The sequence below is a fragment of the Staphylococcus aureus genome, assembly GCF_001027105.1.
In the GTDB taxonomy this organism is placed as follows: domain Bacteria; phylum Bacillota; class Bacilli; order Staphylococcales; family Staphylococcaceae; genus Staphylococcus; species Staphylococcus aureus.
On record NZ_CP011526.1, the window covers coordinates 1,013,198 to 1,031,296 of the forward strand.

At 32.4% G+C, this 18,099-nt stretch carries 17 protein-coding genes; 8 read left to right on the top strand and 9 right to left on the bottom strand.

The annotated features are described in order from the left end of the window. Positions 1 to 130 precede the first annotated feature (130 nt). Positions 131 to 682, top strand: a complete 552-nt coding sequence (locus AA076_RS05115; protein ID WP_000620953.1) for a GNAT family N-acetyltransferase — start codon at positions 131 to 133, stop codon at positions 680 to 682. A 50-nt stretch (positions 683 to 732) separates the two neighbouring features. On the opposite strand, the gene AA076_RS05120 is transcribed toward AA076_RS05115, so the two are convergent. Further along, complete coding sequence (locus AA076_RS05120; protein ID WP_000070966.1) at positions 733 to 1,671, bottom strand: 1,4-dihydroxy-2-naphthoate polyprenyltransferase; 939 nt, start codon at positions 1,669 to 1,671, stop codon at positions 733 to 735. A 150-nt stretch (positions 1,672 to 1,821) separates the two neighbouring features. Between AA076_RS05120 and AA076_RS16135 the strand changes: the two genes are divergently transcribed. From AA076_RS16135 to menB, 5 genes are read left to right on the top strand one after another with little or no spacing between them, the layout of a single operon-like run. After that, the gene (locus AA076_RS16135) at positions 1,822 to 1,926 is read left to right on the top strand and encodes a hypothetical protein (protein ID WP_001791731.1); all 105 of its coding nucleotides are present in this window, start codon (positions 1,822 to 1,824) and stop codon (positions 1,924 to 1,926) included. After that, the gene (locus tag AA076_RS05125; protein WP_223200522.1) at positions 1,892 to 3,214 is read left to right on the top strand and encodes an isochorismate synthase; all 1,323 of its coding nucleotides are present in this window, start codon (positions 1,892 to 1,894) and stop codon (positions 3,212 to 3,214) included. Before AA076_RS16135 ends, AA076_RS05125 begins: the two co-directional genes overlap by 35 nt. After that, on the top strand, positions 3,201 to 4,874 hold the full coding sequence (menD, locus tag AA076_RS05130; protein ID WP_000526687.1) for a 2-succinyl-5-enolpyruvyl-6-hydroxy-3-cyclohexene-1-carboxylic-acid synthase: 1,674 nt from the start codon (positions 3,201 to 3,203) through the stop codon (positions 4,872 to 4,874). The genes AA076_RS05125 and menD overlap by 14 nt, the downstream gene beginning before the upstream one ends. Continuing rightward, entirely contained in the window at positions 4,861 to 5,664 is an 804-nt protein-coding gene (menH, locus tag AA076_RS05135) for a 2-succinyl-6-hydroxy-2,4-cyclohexadiene-1-carboxylate synthase (RefSeq protein ID WP_000150195.1), read from the top strand. Before menD ends, menH begins: the two co-directional genes overlap by 14 nt. Then, positions 5,657 to 6,478 (top strand): 1,4-dihydroxy-2-naphthoyl-CoA synthase, encoded by an 822-nt coding sequence (menB, locus tag AA076_RS05140; protein ID WP_000184947.1) that lies wholly within the window; start codon positions 5,657 to 5,659, stop codon positions 6,476 to 6,478. Before menH ends, menB begins: the two co-directional genes overlap by 8 nt. 238 nt (positions 6,479 to 6,716) lie before the next feature. Here the strand turns inward: menB and sspC are convergent, their stop codons facing one another. The 5 genes from sspC to AA076_RS05165 all read right to left on the bottom strand — a co-directional run bounded on the left by sspC (position 6,717) and on the right by AA076_RS05165 (position 12,245). Beyond that, the gene (gene sspC, locus AA076_RS05145; protein ID WP_000284457.1) at positions 6,717 to 7,046 is read right to left on the bottom strand and encodes a staphostatin B; all 330 of its coding nucleotides are present in this window, start codon (positions 7,044 to 7,046) and stop codon (positions 6,717 to 6,719) included. A 37-nt stretch (positions 7,047 to 7,083) separates the two neighbouring features. Beyond that, the gene (sspB, locus tag AA076_RS05150; RefSeq protein WP_001088780.1) at positions 7,084 to 8,265 is read right to left on the bottom strand and encodes a cysteine protease staphopain B; all 1,182 of its coding nucleotides are present in this window, start codon (positions 8,263 to 8,265) and stop codon (positions 7,084 to 7,086) included. 81 nt (positions 8,266 to 8,346) lie between these two features. Beyond that, a complete protein-coding gene (gene sspA, locus AA076_RS05155) occupies positions 8,347 to 9,357 on the bottom strand; it encodes a Glu-specific serine endopeptidase SspA (RefSeq protein WP_000676548.1) in 1,011 nt (336 codons plus the stop codon). 527 nt (positions 9,358 to 9,884) lie between these two features. Next, on the bottom strand, positions 9,885 to 11,039 hold the full coding sequence (locus AA076_RS05160) for an aminotransferase class I/II-fold pyridoxal phosphate-dependent enzyme (protein ID WP_000777581.1): 1,155 nt from the start codon (positions 11,037 to 11,039) through the stop codon (positions 9,885 to 9,887). Between the two features lie 195 nt (positions 11,040 to 11,234). Beyond that, complete coding sequence (locus AA076_RS05165; RefSeq protein ID WP_000202439.1) at positions 11,235 to 12,245, bottom strand: acyltransferase family protein; 1,011 nt, start codon at positions 12,243 to 12,245, stop codon at positions 11,235 to 11,237. A 152-nt stretch (positions 12,246 to 12,397) separates the two neighbouring features. Between AA076_RS05165 and AA076_RS05170 the strand changes: the two genes are divergently transcribed. Together AA076_RS05170 and AA076_RS14735 are read left to right on the top strand one after the other, a co-directional pair. Next, positions 12,398 to 12,817 (top strand): MarR family transcriptional regulator, encoded by a 420-nt coding sequence (locus AA076_RS05170; protein ID WP_000278015.1) that lies wholly within the window; start codon positions 12,398 to 12,400, stop codon positions 12,815 to 12,817. Positions 12,818 to 12,843: 26 nt separating this feature from the next. Beyond that, positions 12,844 to 12,954, top strand: coding sequence for a hypothetical protein (locus tag AA076_RS14735; RefSeq protein WP_001788579.1), 111 nt, complete (start codon positions 12,844 to 12,846; stop codon positions 12,952 to 12,954). Positions 12,955 to 13,023: 69 nt separating this feature from the next. On the opposite strand, the gene atl is transcribed toward AA076_RS14735, so the two are convergent. From atl to AA076_RS05190, 3 genes are all read right to left on the bottom strand, one after another. After that, on the bottom strand, positions 13,024 to 16,794 hold the full coding sequence (gene atl, locus AA076_RS05180; protein WP_002871047.1) for a bifunctional autolysin: 3,771 nt from the start codon (positions 16,792 to 16,794) through the stop codon (positions 13,024 to 13,026). 227 nt (positions 16,795 to 17,021) lie between these two features. Continuing rightward, a complete protein-coding gene (locus tag AA076_RS05185) occupies positions 17,022 to 17,456 on the bottom strand; it encodes a GNAT family N-acetyltransferase (protein WP_000491986.1) in 435 nt (144 codons plus the stop codon). A gap of 154 nt (positions 17,457 to 17,610) precedes the next feature. Next, complete coding sequence (locus AA076_RS05190; RefSeq protein WP_000088431.1) at positions 17,611 to 18,081, bottom strand: osmotic stress response protein; 471 nt, start codon at positions 18,079 to 18,081, stop codon at positions 17,611 to 17,613. Between the last annotated feature and the right edge of the window lie 18 nt (positions 18,082 to 18,099).

The following is an 18,099-nucleotide window of genomic DNA, read 5'->3' on the forward strand; positions in this document are numbered from 1 at the left end:
TTCGTTGTGAAAACCAATATTTCTAACTTTAGAATTTTCAAACTTTCTAAAATTATAAGTATATCTTTTTAAAATAAGCTAGAATTTCTATATAATAAATGTTAATAACGTAAAAGGGAATGATGACATAGTGATACGTCAAGCACGTCCAGAGGACCGATTTGATATTGCGAAGTTAGTTTATATGGTTTGGGATGATATGGAATTAGAATTGGTAAAGCATCTACCTAAAGACATGGTATTAGATGCAATTGAAAAAAGCTGTGTTGATGCAACATATCGAACTTTTTATCAGCATATTTTAGTTTATGAAGTAGAAAATAAAGTAGCAGGTTGTATTATTAGCTATAGTGGTGAAAATGAATTGAAATACGAAAAAGCATGGGAACTACTTGACTTGCCAGAAAAAATAAAACAATATGGCACGCCATTACCTGTAAAAGAAGCTAAAGACGATGAGTATTATATAGAAACAATTGCGACATTTGCAGCATATAGAGGTAGAGGCATCGCGACAAAGTTATTAACGTCATTACTTGAATCAAATACACATGTTAAATGGAGTTTGAATTGCGATATTAATAATGAAGCAGCATTAAAGTTATATAAAAAAGTAGGCTTTATATCTGATGGACAGATTGAATTATACAAGCACATGTATCATCATTTAATTGTTAAATAAAATACTCGACAGTTCGATGTAAGTCGATTGCCGAGTAGTATCATTTTCTATTAAATGCCTGCAAATAATGCACTAATATAAATACCTAATGCATATAATAAACCGAAAAATGTATTTGTTTTACCAGCAGCAGCCATTGCTGGCATCATTGTAGGCGGTGTATCATTCTTCTTGAAACGTCTGATAACTTTAACAGGCATTGGGAATGATAACAACGCAAGTAAGTAAAATAATGAGCCACCAGGTTTAATAATGATCGTAAGTACAATAAAGGCATAAGCGATAAAGTACATGATTGCCATAAATGTTAAAGAAGCATTTTTACCTAATAGAATGGGTAAAGTTTTGCGACCACTTGCTTTATCTTTGACACGGTCGCGAATATTGTTAGCCATATTAATTAAACCGATAGTGATTACTATAGGTACACTTAACCAAATTACATAACTTTGAATATTGCCAGTTTGAATAAAGAATGCAATAACGATAATAAACATACCCATAAATACGCCTGAGAATAATTCACCGAAAGGCGTCCATGAAATAGGGAAAGGGCCACCTGTATATAGGTAACCAACAGCCATACATACTAATCCAACTGGTAATAACCAAAATGAAGAGTTAGCAGCTAAAAACAAACCTAATATTGCTGCTAAGATGTAAAATGCAATGGCTAATCGTAGCACAAGCTCTGGGCTCATACCGTTGCGAACAATGGCACCACCAATGCCTACAGATTCATGATCATCGAGGCCTTTTTTATAATCATAGTATTCATTAAACATATTAGTTGCTGCTTGAATAAGTAAGCATGCTAGTAACATGGCAATGAATAGGCTGATTTTAATATGATCTTCGCTACCAAGAAAATATATTTTAGATGCTGCTGTACCAACTAAAACGGGTACTACGGAAGCAGTTAATGTATGAGGACGCATTAAATGCCAATATTTCTTAACTGTAGAATATTGCTGATATTGATTACTCATTGAATACAAAACCTCTTTAAATCATATTTTTTATAACAAAGATATTTTAATAGAAAGTAGCATAAAGGTCAATTGACGTGAAAAATTGCAAGATAAGTTTAAGCAATTCTTGTAACACAATTATCCAAAAATGATACAATATAATAATGAGTGAAAAAAGACGAAGAAAGAAGTGAAATGGATGGCTACGGGCGTATTAGAGGACGATATTGTCAAAGAGATATATGGCAGCTCAAAGGAATGGGTTTCAGTTGAAGTGAAATTATCACAGTCACTAGACCCGAGCACATTATTTCATCTCACTGACAATGAGGCAGGAGATCGCTTTTATATGCGTTTGAATGATAATCGAACGTCATATTTTGGCTACAAAGCAATTCAATTATTCAAAAATAATTCTAAAAATAAACAATCTATTTTTAAAGACTGGGAAAAATTAAAACATAACATCACATTTATACATCCGCAATCTGAGAAACATCATCTTCGAGTTGTTGGAGGGTTCCAATTTTCAAGTCATAAATCAGATGATGAATGGCGAGAGTTTGGACTAAATCATTTTGTATTACCTGAAGTTTTAATTTCAACTGATAATAATGGGACATTTTTAACTTATACAGTTAAAAGGGAAAGTTTTACTGTTGAGGCATTGAACGATTTAATGGATTTGTTCAACAATATATCGGACATAGATGTGGACGAGCAAATTGGGGAAATTACTAGAAATGAAGATATTTATAAAGATGACTGGCGTCAACTTGTAGTAGAAGCTATAGAATCTATTAATAATGAAGAAAAAATTGTACTAGCACGTAGACGGTTAATAAAGTTCGATAAAGATATCAGTATTCCATATATTCTAAAGCAAGCATATTCTAAAGAAAAAAACAGTTATATATTCTTGTTAGAATCACAAGATTCTATATTCTTTTCACAAACACCTGAACAATTAATAAAGGTCAATAATAAAATACTATCGACTAAAGCTGTAGCAGGTACAATTAAACGTTCACAAGATGAGGACGAAGATACAAAAAATGTTGAAGCATTTTTAAAAGATAATAAAAACTTAATCGAACATCGATTTGTTGTTGACAGTATTTTACATGATATTAAACCTTATATCACTGAATTACATTATGATAAGACGCCTAAAATTCTAAAAAATGATCATTTATATCACTTGTACACTGAAATAAAGGCGCCACTGAAGGATGATTCGTATATTAGTTTAATTGATAATTTACATCCAACACCTGCTTTAGGTGGCTATCCAAAAGAATTTGCAATGGATTTTATTGAGCAGAAAGAATTTGGTACGCGAGGATTATATGGTGCACCGGTTGGCTATATAGATATATACGATGATTGTGAATTTATTGTTGCAATTCGTTCGATGCTTATTAAGAAAGCACAAGCAACTTTATTTGCTGGGTGTGGCATTGTTAAAGATTCTGATCCAGATAGTGAATTGGCAGAAACGAACCTTAAGTTCACACCTATGATGAATGCATTAGGAGTCGATATGAATGGGAAATCATAAAGCAGCTTTAACGAAGCAAGTTTTTACATTTGCATCTGAGTTATATGCGTACGGCGTAAGGGAAGTAGTTATCAGTCCGGGATCACGCTCAACGCCACTTGCACTTGCATTTGAAGCACATCCAAATATTAAAACATGGATACACCCCGATGAGCGAAGTGCAGCGTTTTTTGCAGTTGGGTTAATTAAAGGCAGTGAAAGACCTGTCGCTATATTATGTACGTCAGGTACAGCAGCAGCGAATTATACGCCTGCAATTGCTGAAAGCCAAATTAGTAGAATTCCTTTAATCGTTTTAACAAGTGACCGTCCGCATGAATTAAGAAGTGTAGGCGCACCACAAGCGATTAATCAAGTAAATATGTTTAATAATTATGTAAGTTATGAGTTCGATATGCCTATTGCGGATGATAGTAAAGAGACCATTGATGCAATTTACTATCAAATGCAAATTGCTAGTCAATATTTATATGGACCACATAAAGGGCCAATTCATTTTAACTTGCCATTTAGAGATCCGTTAACACCTGATTTGAATGCAACAGAATTGTTAACTTCTGAGATGAAGATTTTACCGCACTATCAAAAAAGTATAGATGCATCGGCATTAAGACACATTTTAAATAAGAAAAAAGGTTTAATTATTGTAGGGGATATGCAGCACCAAGAAGTTGATCAAATACTAACGTATTCAACGATATATGATTTGCCTATTTTAGCTGATCCTTTAAGTCATTTAAGAAAATTTGATCATCCGAATGTTATCTGTACATATGATTTGCTGTTTAGAAGCGGCTTAGACTTAAATGTGGATTTCGTAATTCGTGTTGGGAAACCAGTGATTTCTAAAAAGTTAAATCAATGGTTAAAGAAAACTGATGCATTTCAAATATTAGTGCAAAACAATGATAAGATTGATGTCTTTCCGATAGCGCCAGATATTTCATATGAGATTTCTGCGAATGATTTCTTTAGGTCATTAATGGAAGACACGACAGTTAATCGCGTAAGTTGGTTAGAAAAATGGCAATGCTTAGAGAAAAAAGGGCGTAAAGAAATTAAATGTTATTTGGAACAAGCTACAGATGAGAGTGCATTCGTTGGTGAATTGATTAAGAAAACATCTGAAAAAGATGCATTATTTATTAGTAATAGTATGCCTATCAGAGATGTAGATAACTTGTTATTGAATAAAAATATAGATGTCTATGCGAATCGTGGTGCGAATGGTATTGATGGTATCGTTTCAACTGCACTGGGTATGGCTGTGCATAAACGAATAACATTATTGATAGGTGATTTATCATTTTATCATGATATGAATGGACTATTAATGTCAAAATTAAATAATATTCAGATGAATATTGTATTATTGAACAACGATGGTGGCGGTATTTTTTCATATTTACCACAAAAAGAAAGTGCAACTGACTATTTTGAACGGTTGTTTGGCACACCGACGGGATTGGATTTCGAGTATACAGCTAAGTTATATCAATTCGATTTTAAACGTTTTAACAGTGTTTCAGAATTTAAAAATGCCACATTGTTATCTGAAACTTCGACGATTTATGAATTGATAACGAATCGCGAAGATAACTTTAAACAGCATCAAATTTTATACCAGAAATTGAGTGAAATGATTCATGACACATTATAAATTTTATGAAGCAAACGTTGAGACCAATCAAGTTTTAGTATTTCTGCATGGATTTCTTAGCGACAGCCGTACTTATCATAATCACATCGAAAAATTTACTGATAACTATCATGTCATCACTATAGACTTACCAGGCCATGGCGAAGATCAGTCTTCAATGGATGAAACGTGGAATTTTGATTATATTACGACGTTGTTAGACCGAATTTTAGATAAATATAAAGATAAATCAATAACATTGTTTGGATATTCAATGGGTGGGCGTGTTGCATTATATTATGCAATTAATGGTCACATCCCTATATCTAATTTGATATTAGAAAGTACGTCACCAGGTATTAAAGAAGAAGCAAATCAATTGGAACGCCGTCTTGTTGATGATGCACGTGCTAAAGTATTAGACATAGCAGGTATTGAATTATTTGTTAATGATTGGGAAAAGTTGCCATTATTTCAATCGCAACTAGAATTACCAGTTGAAATACAACATCAAATAAGACAACAACGATTGTCTCAATCGCCACATAAAATGGCCAAAGCATTAAGAGATTATGGTACAGGTCAAATGCCAAACTTATGGCCGCGCCTGAAAGAAATTAAAGTACCAACATTAATATTAGCTGGAGAATATGATGAAAAATTTGTACAGATTGCGAAAAAAATGGCAAATTTAATTCCTAATAGTAAATGTAAATTAATTTCTGCTACAGGTCATACAATTCATGTGGAAGATAGTGATGAATTTGATACAATGATATTAGGATTTTTAAAGGAGGAGCAAAATGACTAACAGACAATGGGAAACACTTAGAGAATATGATGAAATCAAATATGAATTTTACGAAGGGATTGCTAAGGTAACAATAAATCGCCCTGAAGTACGCAATGCGTTTACACCTAAAACAGTTGCTGAAATGATTGACGCATTTTCACGTGCACGTGATGATCAAAACGTTTCAGTTATCGTATTAACTGGTGAAGGTGATTTAGCATTCTGTTCTGGTGGTGACCAGAAGAAACGTGGACATGGTGGTTATGTAGGTGAAGACCAAATCCCTCGCTTAAATGTATTAGATTTACAGCGTTTAATTCGTATTATTCCAAAACCGGTTATCGCGATGGTAAAAGGTTATGCTGTAGGTGGCGGTAATGTACTAAATGTTGTTTGTGACTTAACGATTGCTGCTGATAATGCTATTTTTGGACAAACTGGTCCTAAAGTAGGTTCATTTGATGCGGGTTATGGTTCAGGATATTTAGCACGTATCGTTGGACATAAGAAAGCACGTGAAATTTGGTACTTATGTCGTCAATACAATGCACAAGAAGCTTTAGATATGGGTCTAGTAAATACAGTGGTACCTTTAGAGAAAGTTGAAGATGAAACTGTGCAATGGTGTAAAGAGATTATGAAACACTCACCAACAGCGTTACGATTCCTTAAAGCAGCTATGAATGCTGACACAGATGGTTTAGCTGGTTTACAACAAATGGCTGGGGATGCAACATTGCTTTATTACACAACTGATGAAGCGAAAGAAGGCCGTGATGCGTTTAAAGAAAAACGTGATCCTGACTTCGATCAATTCCCTAAATTCCCATAAGTTATTTTGAATATGATATTAAGTCACTTGCGTCGTTTATTAGCGACGATAGGTGGCTTTTTTATTTTATAAGAATTTAAAAGGGCATTTTAATTAATTATCATAAAGATAAGATAGTTTGAGAAAAATTAATAGAGAAAGAATAAATGTTAAAGATTATTATTACAATGAAAAAACGAGCTGGTGAGAAATTGAATTCTCGCCAACCCGCTTTATGAAGTGAAATCATTTAAATTAGTTATACTAAGCGCTCATAAACGATTGGTCGCGAAGTGCCAATACCTTGTTTGGATGACGTTTGCATGAGGATATGCTGTGTATCATCATAATCAAGAATATAAATGATTTCTTCATTATCAATAGATGAAAATTTAATGCGTTGATGTGCCGTATCTATAAAAAGAATATGATATTGATTGTGACTTGTATCATCGCCATGACGTATACAAATTGATTTTTGTAATTGATGATTACTCCAATTACCAATGAATAAATTGATATTGGTTTGTTCTAGATGTGTGAGTTTGGTTGTGTCGTAAACTAAATTTATAAATTGTAGTTGATACATAGTTTTACCTGCCTTTAATCAATATCTATATTACTTTTTAGTAACCTATCATTGAACCATACCAGTTATAATCACGATTGAATGATAAATGTAATAGGCTTGAATCTGCATCTTGGATTGATAATTCTGTATCCCAAGGATTCCAGTAAATAAGTTTTTCTTGGTCATTAATTTTAGCATTACCAACAACTGCTAGCGCATGTCCTAAATGTGGGTCATTAGGGTTTTGAGATACACTTTGTGCAAGGATCATAATTCCTACATTATCTTTTGTAAGTTGATCAACTTGTTCATATGATGGTACGCCTTCTTGATAATGAATATCTCTGCCTTGTGATTTACCGTATTCAATCATTTGATTAGGGAATGTTGCACAATTAGGAAGGTCTTGCTCACTTACTTCAGGGTATAATGTACGCATAATATCATGTGCATTATAAGTGTCTGTATTTTTAGTTGCATTTAATAATGCTGCCATACTGAATCCTGCACACCATGAGTTATCGAATTGTTGTTCTCTAATTTTGAAGTTTTTTAATGTATTTTCATATTGAACTTGATCTTCTTGTATCGCTTCGTTTTCTTCAACTTTAGTAGGTGTTACTGTATTTTTTAACTCTTGTTTCAATTTTGCTGAAACTGTTTTAGCACTTTCTTTTTCTTTTACATTACCAGGTAGAGGCGTAGCTTTTACTAATCTAACTTTGCCATCTTCTTCAAAATAAAACCCTTTTTCATCAGTAAGAACAGTGATATTTGAATTTTTATCTTTAATTTGGTCTAAATCTTTAGCGATGAAGTTTGAAATTTTAACACTGTAATTCATGTCTTCTTTTGATTTGTTTAAATCATCTTTATTTTTAGGACTAAGTGTTAAAGTATAAACAATTTTACCGTCTTTTATAACTGGATAATAGTAACTATTATCTTCTTCACCATTAAATTTATAAATTTTAAAAGCTTCGCCAAGTTCATATTTACCAGTTTTTGCATTACTTTGTTTATCTAATGCTTTAGCATAACCAGCAAATTGTTGTTGTGCTAGATCTTTTACTTTTTGAGGTACTTTGTCACTCTTAACATTAATTTCTAGCTGTTTAGAGTGTGAATCGGCTTTGGCTTTATTGTTATTAGCAAATGCGCCTAGTGATAAAATAAGCATTGAAACCATTATGATGCTTATAATATTGAATACTCTAGATTTACATGAACTATTCATATAATACCCTCCATTTAAATCAAAATATTTTACGTTGCTAAGACTTTGCTTCTATTTTATCTAGACGAACTTAATTGTTAATTAAGCTGCATCTGGATTGTCTGAATTATTGTTATCGCCATTGTCTGGATTATCAGGGTTGTTAGGGTTGTCAGGGTTATTTGGTTCATCTGGGTTGTTAGGGTTATCAGGATTGTTAGGGTTATCAGGATTATCTGGGTTATTAGGTTGGTCATCGTTGGCAAAATGGATATCTTCAATATTTTGTTTTAAGAAGTTGCGTACATTTTCATTAATAAATACCGCACCATTAAATTCATTTGGTACACCGCCCCAATGAATTCCGATCACTTCATTTTTTTCATTAAATACAGGTGAACCTGAATTACCACCAGTTGTACTTAAATCATATTGCATAGCTTCGCCTTTGAGGTAAGTGATTTTTCCTTTACTTTCCCACATTGTTGCTACAGGTTTATCACCAGGATATCCTGTTACAGTAATATTTTGGTTAACTTGTGTTTCAGCATTATTACTCATTGTTGCTGGTTTAACTACTTCACCAATATGTTTGTTTTGCTCATTAGGGGAGAATTTAACTATTGCTAAATCACCTTCGCCTGAATATTTAGTGATTTGTTCAGCAGTGAAACCACCATTTGGATAATTGTCTTGGTTAATTGCAGAAGGGAATGCTTTTAAAGCATGAGGATCACCGTGCGTAGCATCTACGACGTGTTTATTTGTTAAAAGAGTATCTTTACCTACAACTACACCGGAAGCAATAAATGTACCAGTAGGTGCTTCAACTTGAATATAAGTTACGGGTGCATAATGACCATTCGTTGTATCTGTGATTTGGTGACGATCGTTATTTGGTAATATAACATTTGCGTGTTCACGTTGTTCTAATGGTTTAAGGTTACCGCCTTTTTGAATCTTAGGTGTTTGCTGTTTGCTTGACTGCGTTTGTTGTGGATGATTGTCCATAGCCTTTGAAGATAACGCGTTTGCTGCTGGAGAACTCACAAGTGTCGCTGTTGTCAAAGTTGCAACGAATAAAGAACTAACTTTTAAAAATTTACCTTTCATCTAAAAACCTCCAAAAAATTTATTTACAAGTTAAATATAACACTAAAAATTTTTAAGTCAATAAGAATATATAAATAAATTAAAAAGTTTTTGTAAAGATTAGAGTTTACAAAAACATTAAGGGAATTAAAATTGAATTGTATTATACTTTATTCAATTGAGTTAAATTGATAAGATCGTCAATTGTTTGCATTTATCTAAAAGAATAAATAAGAAAGGAATTGAGAGCGAATGGAAAGTATTTGTTTATAATAATAAATAGTAACTTTTGAATAATAATTGTTTGGCCAAAGGTAGATTAATATGAATGGTGATATATTATTTGAGTGCTTAAGTTTCGAAGAACAATTATAAGTTAGCATATTAAAACCTTTTGATAGAATCATTTTGAGTGAGGTGTTTAAAGGAGAGGAATATAACTCGGTAGTATTTACAGTCTCTATAGAGTATTATTTAAAACTTATAGAATATAAAAAACTGAACGTACTATGAATTTAGTTCACGACGTCCAGTTCAACATATCATTTTTATTTAGTATTTAAATATTTAGCAAGTCTCTTCATACCTTCTTTTAAAACATCCATTTCATAAGCATAGGAAATCCTTACAAATCCTTTACCGAATTCTGTAAAGGATGAGCCTGGAACGATTGCTAAATGTGTTGATTCAAGTAAATCGACACAAAATTCGAAATCGTCATCGGTGATATGTTTAATACTTGGGAAAATATAAAACGCGCCTTCAGGTTGAGCGGTAATCTCAAAACCTAATTTAGTTAATTCAGATACTAAATAATTTCTTCGTTCTACATAAGCTTCGTTCATATATTTAGGAGCTTCTAATCCTTCGTTAAGTGCTGTTATACATGCTATTTGAGCTGGAACATTGGCACAAATACAATTATAGGCGTGCATAAATGTTAATTTATCAATCAAATATTGAGGTCCTAATAGAAAACCAATTCTTATTCCGGTTGCTGAGTGTGATTTACTTAAACCACCAATTAATATTAATTGATCACGAATGTCTTCAAATTCAGCGAAGGATACATGTTTACCACTAAATGTATTTTCAGCATAAATCTCATCGCTAATAATAAATAACGGATATTTTTTTAATACATTTACGATATTTAAAACTTCATTTCTTTTTAAAACTACGCCAGTTGGATTAGTCGGATAATTTAACAAGACAGCTTTTGTCTTTGGAGAAATATGACTTTCTAATGCATCAGGTGTAATTTTAAATTGTGTTGCTGTTGTATCAATATAAATTGGTTTACCACCTAGTACTTCGATGAGTGGTATGTAGCCTGCATAAATTGGTCCCGGTATTATAATTTCATCTCCAGGCTCTATGATAGAACGTAACGTTGTGTCTATTGCTTCACTTGCTCCATTTGTCACAATAATTTCTTCAGGATCATAGGAAAAATGATAACGATTTTTGAAGTATTGACTAATTGCTTCGCGAGTTTCTAATAACCCTTTATTGTGAGAGTATGATGTCTTGTCATTGTTAATAGCATCAATATATGCCTTTTTCACAACATCAGGCATCGGGAAGTCTGGTTGGCCAATAGTTAAATTAACACAATCATCCAAATTATTCATACGATTTGAAAATTGGCGAATACTTGGTGCTCTTAAATATTTAGAATTAGAATTTAAAGAAAGTTTCATTTGTGACACCTCAAATATAAATCAAATATTGTCTAAAAATTTAGAAATTAATAATATCATAACATACTTTTAAAGCAAAAAAGGGTAAATTACTTAAGCTTTATTTGAAAAACGAAAAATGTCTAAATACACTGTAGTAACTACTTTTCAAAATGAATAAAGTGGTTACAGTTAATGTACTTAGACAGTATAAAATTATGAATCTTTAAACTGTGATGGTCTTTGTAAATTAATTATTGGATTTGTCCATTTACAAACAAAGTTTGTAGATAATACATATACGATGATTACAGATATACTTATTAAATAAAGATAAGTCATTAATGATATAGGATTATCGAATGGGTACCATTCAAATCCTCTAACAATGCCAATAATTAAACCATGTAATAAATATACGTATAGCGTACGACTACCAATATAAGTATATAATTTTTTCTTTGTTGACATTAAATTTAGAAACGCAGTCATTGCGATTAATATAATTCCATATAATATAAGTCGTTTAAAAGGACTGAATATACTCTGTCCTTCATTTTCAAGTGAAGTATATGGTGAACTTCCCAATAACCAATCTGCATTGATAGGATGAATCACGTAAACGATAAAAAACAAAATAAAGGTAATGATAGATACTGGTATTAGTTTTTTATTTTTAAAAATAGCCGTATGTTTTTTGGTGAAAATGTAACCTAGATAAAATATTGGGAAAAATACGATTGTCCTTGAAATGCTTAAGTAGCTATCGATGTTATCTGAAAAACCTGCTCCAATAGATATAATAATTGAAACTGATAGCACTTTATATGGATTAAATCTTCTAACTATTACTAAAATGACATGAAAGAAAAATAGCGTGATCAAAAACCATAACGCAAATACTGGGTTAAAAGGATCAAGTTGTAATTCGTCACTTTTACCTGTTAAGAAATAATAAATTGAAAAGAATGCAAAAAATATCATATAAGGTACTATCAAACGTTTTGAAATTTTTTCTAAATAGTATGGTTTATCAATATTTTTCGCGAAATAACCAGATATAAACAAAAATGTTGGCATATGGAAACTATAAATAACTAGGTATAATGCTGATAAATATTTATCGCCACTAGTGTAGGGTTGTAACATATGTCCAAATACGACTAATAATATTAAAATTGCTCTTGCGTTGTCAAAAAAATAATCTCTCTCTTTTAATGAAGTCATATTTTATCTCCTTTATGTCCATAAGACTCTTACTAATTTATTATATTTTGTATTAGTTATGCAACAAATTTGTCTATTGTGTCGAATAGTATTGTAAAAATTATAAAAAAAGCATATAATATTATAAATAATATGTAGTGGAGTAGAACAACATGTATAAACAACTTGAAAAACTTATTACACTGACTAACAATGACTTAAACTTAGTGAATAGAAGATTTGGACAACGCACGGATATCACATCTGAACAGCTAGAACTTCTCCGTATTTTATTTAATTACGATCGCTTATCACAGTATGATTTGACGATGAAGATTAGCAGGGAACAATCTATAGTTTCAAGGTGGATTAAGAAATTAGTTTTGAAAGGGTACATCACAAGTCAACAATCTAGCGAAGATTTAAGATGTAAAGAATTAATTTTGACTGATCAAGCACGTACATTAATTTCACAAATAAATAATGCACGTTGCGAATTGATTGAAGCAAGATGTCAATGTTTATCGGAAGTCGAATTAGACAATTTAAATCAATTACTTGATAAGTTAAATCAACGACGCATATCGTTGTAACACGACAATAGCAAACACATAATTTAGTGTCGTTGTGCACACAACAAAAATTGAATCATGAATTACAAGCAAAAGTAGCGGTGATTGTTAAAATTGATGGTAAACAATCACCGCTATTTTTGCTTGTGTATGTATAAAAAAGGGATCAAAGGTCATCCCCCATGATTGATAGTGGGGGATGACTTTTGATCCTATGTTCATGTTGCTTATTTATATTGTGGGATGTCGAAGTATTTGCCGACTTCGCCAATTTTATCATAGTAGCCTTTGATGATTTTAGCATTGATGTTAGCCCAATCTACATCTGTAGCATATTGGTGTGTTCCTGGATGTGCAGGATTCCATCTCATTTTGTAAAGTGTATTTTGACCAGCTTTTACATATGAGTTGCCGATGAATTTAGCACCACCAACGATTGCTTTTGATACTGTGTCCCAACCAGCTTGTTTAGCATATTTAATACCTTCACGTAAAGGATCGTTATCATATGCAGCAATACCAAATACGTTATGGTATTTCGTGTTTGAGTTAGTTACAACTTTGTTGTTCACTACATCTGCACCTTTCGCTAATTGAGAAGTACCGTTACCTGTTTCTAATAGGGCATGTGAGATAAGATAAACTTCATTAATGCCATACATTTGAGCAGCTTTGTTAAATGCAGCACCTTGGTTTTCTAATACACCTTTACCTTTTAAGAATTGATTAATTTTATCAATAGAAATATTTTGTGGTTGGTCTAAGCGTAAGAATTGATATTTTAATGCTGGATCTTGAGCTAAACGCTTCGTATCCATTGCATGCTTAACATCATTAAATTTAGCATCTGTCCACTTACCTGGTACACGTTGTACTTGTGGTTTATATTGTAAACCAGCTTGTATTTGAGCAACTTGGTTTAATGTCATACCTGTTTGATTATACTTAATTAATTCTTTAGCTAAATCAGTTGATTTAATCCATGCTAATTTACCGTTAGATAATTTACCATAGTACCAAGTTTGTCCATTAATGACTTGTTCTTTAACAACTGCGAATGGTTGTTCATTAAATGCTTTTAATGAGTATTTAGCTGTATCAGAATTTGGTGTTACATAGTAATAACCATTACCATTTTTAATTACATAAGTGTAGTTATAATCTTTGGCAGCTGATGTAGTTGGTTTCACAGCAGTTGGTGCAGTTAAATCTTTTGCATTTACCCAACCAGTGCGGTTATTAATAGTACCGTATAAATAAACATCTTTGCCTACAGATACTTGTTTCGTTGCATTAAATGTACCTTGAGCAATGTTATTGCCTGTTAAAATGACTTGGTTTTTAGTACCCCAAGGAACCATTGATAAGCCGTTATTTGATTTATTAACAGTATATTTTTGAGTCGTTTTAACTTCTTTGCCTAAGTTTTGAACATTTAAGTCTTTTACATTGAACCAACCTAATGGGATGTTATGGCTTGTATTGTTTAATAATACATACGTTTCATTACCATGAGCACGCTCTTTTGTTACATAGAACGTACGGTCTGCATATTTCGCACCGTTTTTCGCTGTTTTTTCATAAACAGAAGCACGAATACCAGTGTTGTTTGGTTTAACTTGAGCAATCTTGCTAACTGTTTGAGTCGTTTGTGGTTTAGTAACAGTATAAGCTTTTACAGCTGTTTTTGGTTGTGCTACTGCTTTTTTAGGTGCAGCAGGTACAGCTAAATATGCTTTACTTACCCAACCAGATTTACCATTTACAGTTCCAAATAAATAGATAGATTTATCAATTTGTTGTTGCTTAGTCGCTTTAAAAGTTTGGTTACCTGTACCAGAAACTGCACCAGCTTCTTGTTTATAAGTGCCCCAAGGTACTGAATATAATTTAGTGCCTGGTTTTACTGTATATGTTTGCATTACATTTACAGGTGATTTTGCATTGTTATAAATAACGTCACCTTGTTTAACCCAACCAATTAAAGTTGGACTATTGTAATCTTTAACTAAGTAGAATTTGTTTCCACCTAAACTTGCTTCTTTTGTTACAGCAAATGTTTTTTGAACTTCTTTCGTTGGCTTACCAGTTTTGTCATAAACTGTAGTGAATAAGCCATTGTTTTTAGCATTAATTTGAGCAACACCGTTTAATGATGAAACTGTTAATTTATTATTTGTTGTAGGTGTTGATGGCTTAGGTGTTGGTGTAGGCGTAGGTTTAGCAGTATCAACTAAATATGCTTTACTTACCCAACCAGATTTACCATTCACAGAGCCATATAAATAAATTGATTTATCAATTTGTTGTTGCTTTGAAGCCTTAAATGTTTGGTTTCCAGAGCCAGACACACTACCAGCAACTTGTTTAGATGTACCCCAAGGTACTGTATAAAGTTTCGTACCAGGTTTGATTGAATATGATTGATTTACATTTACAGGTGATTTAGCTGTGTTGTAAACCACATCGCCTTCTTTAACCCAACCAAATTTATTACCAGAATTGTAATCTTGAACAAGATAGAATTTTTGATTACCTAATGTAGCTGTTTTAGATACAGCAAATGTTTTTTGAACTTCATTAGTTGCTTTACCAGTTTTGTCGTATACAGTAGTATATAAACCACTATTTGTTGGTTTGATTTGTGCGACACCATTGTTTGCAGCAACTGTTAATTTACCAGTTGATGGTTTCGACGGTGTTGTTGGTTTTGATGGTGTAGTAGGGGTAGTTGTAGATTGCGTACCCCATGGCGCCACTTTACCCATTTTTATTAAATATTTTTCATTAATTAAGTCATATAATTGATCATAACTATAATTATGACTTCTTAAATATCCATGTGGATCGGCATGGTCAGTACCACCTAAATATTTACTTACAGCGTAGTGAGTCCATACTGTACCATTTCCATCATACTCAGCACTGTCTGGTTTTAAACCATAATATTGTAATTGTGTAGCTGCATAGTCAGCATAGTTATTCATTGAACGTGCAAATGAAGCATAGTCGTGTGTGTGTACGATTTCAACATTGATGAATCTAGGGTTACCGACTGCACCGACACCCCAAGATAAGTAATCCGTTGGTGCTGTTTCGATTATACGATCCCCATCAACAAATGCATGTACGAATGCGTTTTGATAGTTATTTTTCATATAACTAATTTCACCATTTATCGTCGAACGATCATTAGCTGTATCATGAACTACGATACCTTCAGGACGACCTACGCCGTTACGGTATGCGTATTTAGGGAAGTAAGATGTATAATCTTCTTCAATTTTAGGTGCTTTTAAGTTATTTTTACGAATGTAATCGTTAATTGAAGAGTTTACTTGTGGTTTATATTTTGGCAAACTCGTTTTTGGTGTTGCAGCAACTGATCTTGGTTGTGCTGAAGCGCTAAAAGTAGTTACTTTAGGTGTCGCTTCAGTTTTAGCTTTAGGTGCTGATGTAGTTGCAGCTTTAGGTGCTGCGGTTTTATATTGCGTTTCAAGAGCTGCAGGTTTAGCAGCTGATTTAATTAATTCTGGATTAATTTGATTTTCTGAATTATCATCTTCATCATCAACTAAACTATAACCAGCATTTGTAACATTAGTGTTAGTTTTAGGTGCTGTAGTGCTTGTTGACTTTGCAACAGGCTGCGTATTATTTGTAGTCGCTGATTGATTAGCACGAGTGTCACCATTTACTTGTGCAGTATCAACTTTTTGACTTACTTGAGCATTGCCTGTTTTGTTATTTGCTGTTTTTGGTTGGACAATAGCAGGGTCTTGATATACTTGAGTGCCAGAAATGTTTTGCGTTGGATTTTTTACCTCAGCTTTTGCTTGTTCAGTAGTTGCTTTAACTTTATTACTATCTAAAACGTTTTTATTAGTAGTTTGATCTTGTGTCGTCTCAGCTGCTTGAACTTGATGTGCAGTGACTGCTGAACCTACAAGCGTTAATGCAACCATTGATGGTAGTTTGTAATTGAATTTTTTCGCCATTCTATTTATTACTCCTAACATTTATTAATTATTACTAACATTATAGTACCTGTTTTATATACCTGTGCGTATTTAACCAATTTGTAATATACTCTTAATTTACATTTTCACTGTAAAAAAATGAAAAAAATTTTGAATCTCAATGGTGACGTGACAAATCAAATAGAATTGATGTCAATTTAAGAATTGGTTTATTACAAATGTTTCTAAAATAGATACAACTTTTTTTAATTAAGCGAGGTTAACTTTTTTGTCATTTCAATATGCTCGATGCCTTCCTCAAGAAATATATTACCTCTCATTTTAAAGTTTAAACTTTCATAAAATGGGATAGCATGACATTGGGCATTCATAGTAGCTACGTAAAAACCTTCATCTTTAGCTAATGATTCTACAGCTTGCATAAGCATTCTACCCATTCCTTGTCCACGATGTGATTTCATCACAGCTACTCGTTCTATTTTGACAGTTGTTTCATTAATAGGGCGTATTCGAGCAGTGGCAACTGGCTGTCCATTATCATATCCAATGAGGTGAATAGATTCAGATTCATATTCATCAATTTCACTTTCCTCAGGGACGCCTTGTTCTTCTACAAACACTTTCTTTCTTATATAGAAGCAATCTTCTAACATCTTTTGATTGTTTACTTTTGAAAACATAAAATTCCTCCACATCCTAACAAAATCATTTACATTTAATTTACTAATAATAACATAGAATAACGATTGTTATTTTCCTCAAAAATAATTAGACATAAAAAAGCTATAAAGATGATTGTTGTGAATCATCTTTATAGCTAATTAATTATTAATGTTATAGTGCTTCTTTTCTAATAATTGCTGTATATTGCCAAAAGATTCGCATTTGAGCAATATTCCAATTATTCATTCCCATTGTAAATCCTGAAGGCTTAAATATATTCACATCAGTTACTTCTAAAGCTGCTGCAACTAAATATTGTAATGGAATGCTAAGTGATTTCATTGTTTCGGTAATGCCATTTTCATCATATACCCATGAAAATGGTAACTCTGATTCGAAAACATCAACACTATTGAAAATTTCAGGTAGGGCTAAAATATAACATGCACCATCTACAATAGGATTGTCGATACTATTTTTGTAATAAATTAGGAGTGCTTCATAGTTTTCTCGATGCTCATGATTGACGTAAAAAAATTCACTTCTAAAATGAGCCATATCTTGGCTATGAATGATTTGTTGTTCTAACATATTAAACATGCCATTTATATTTGCAATCTTTTCGTATGTTTTTCTACTCATGTATGATGCTCCTTTCAT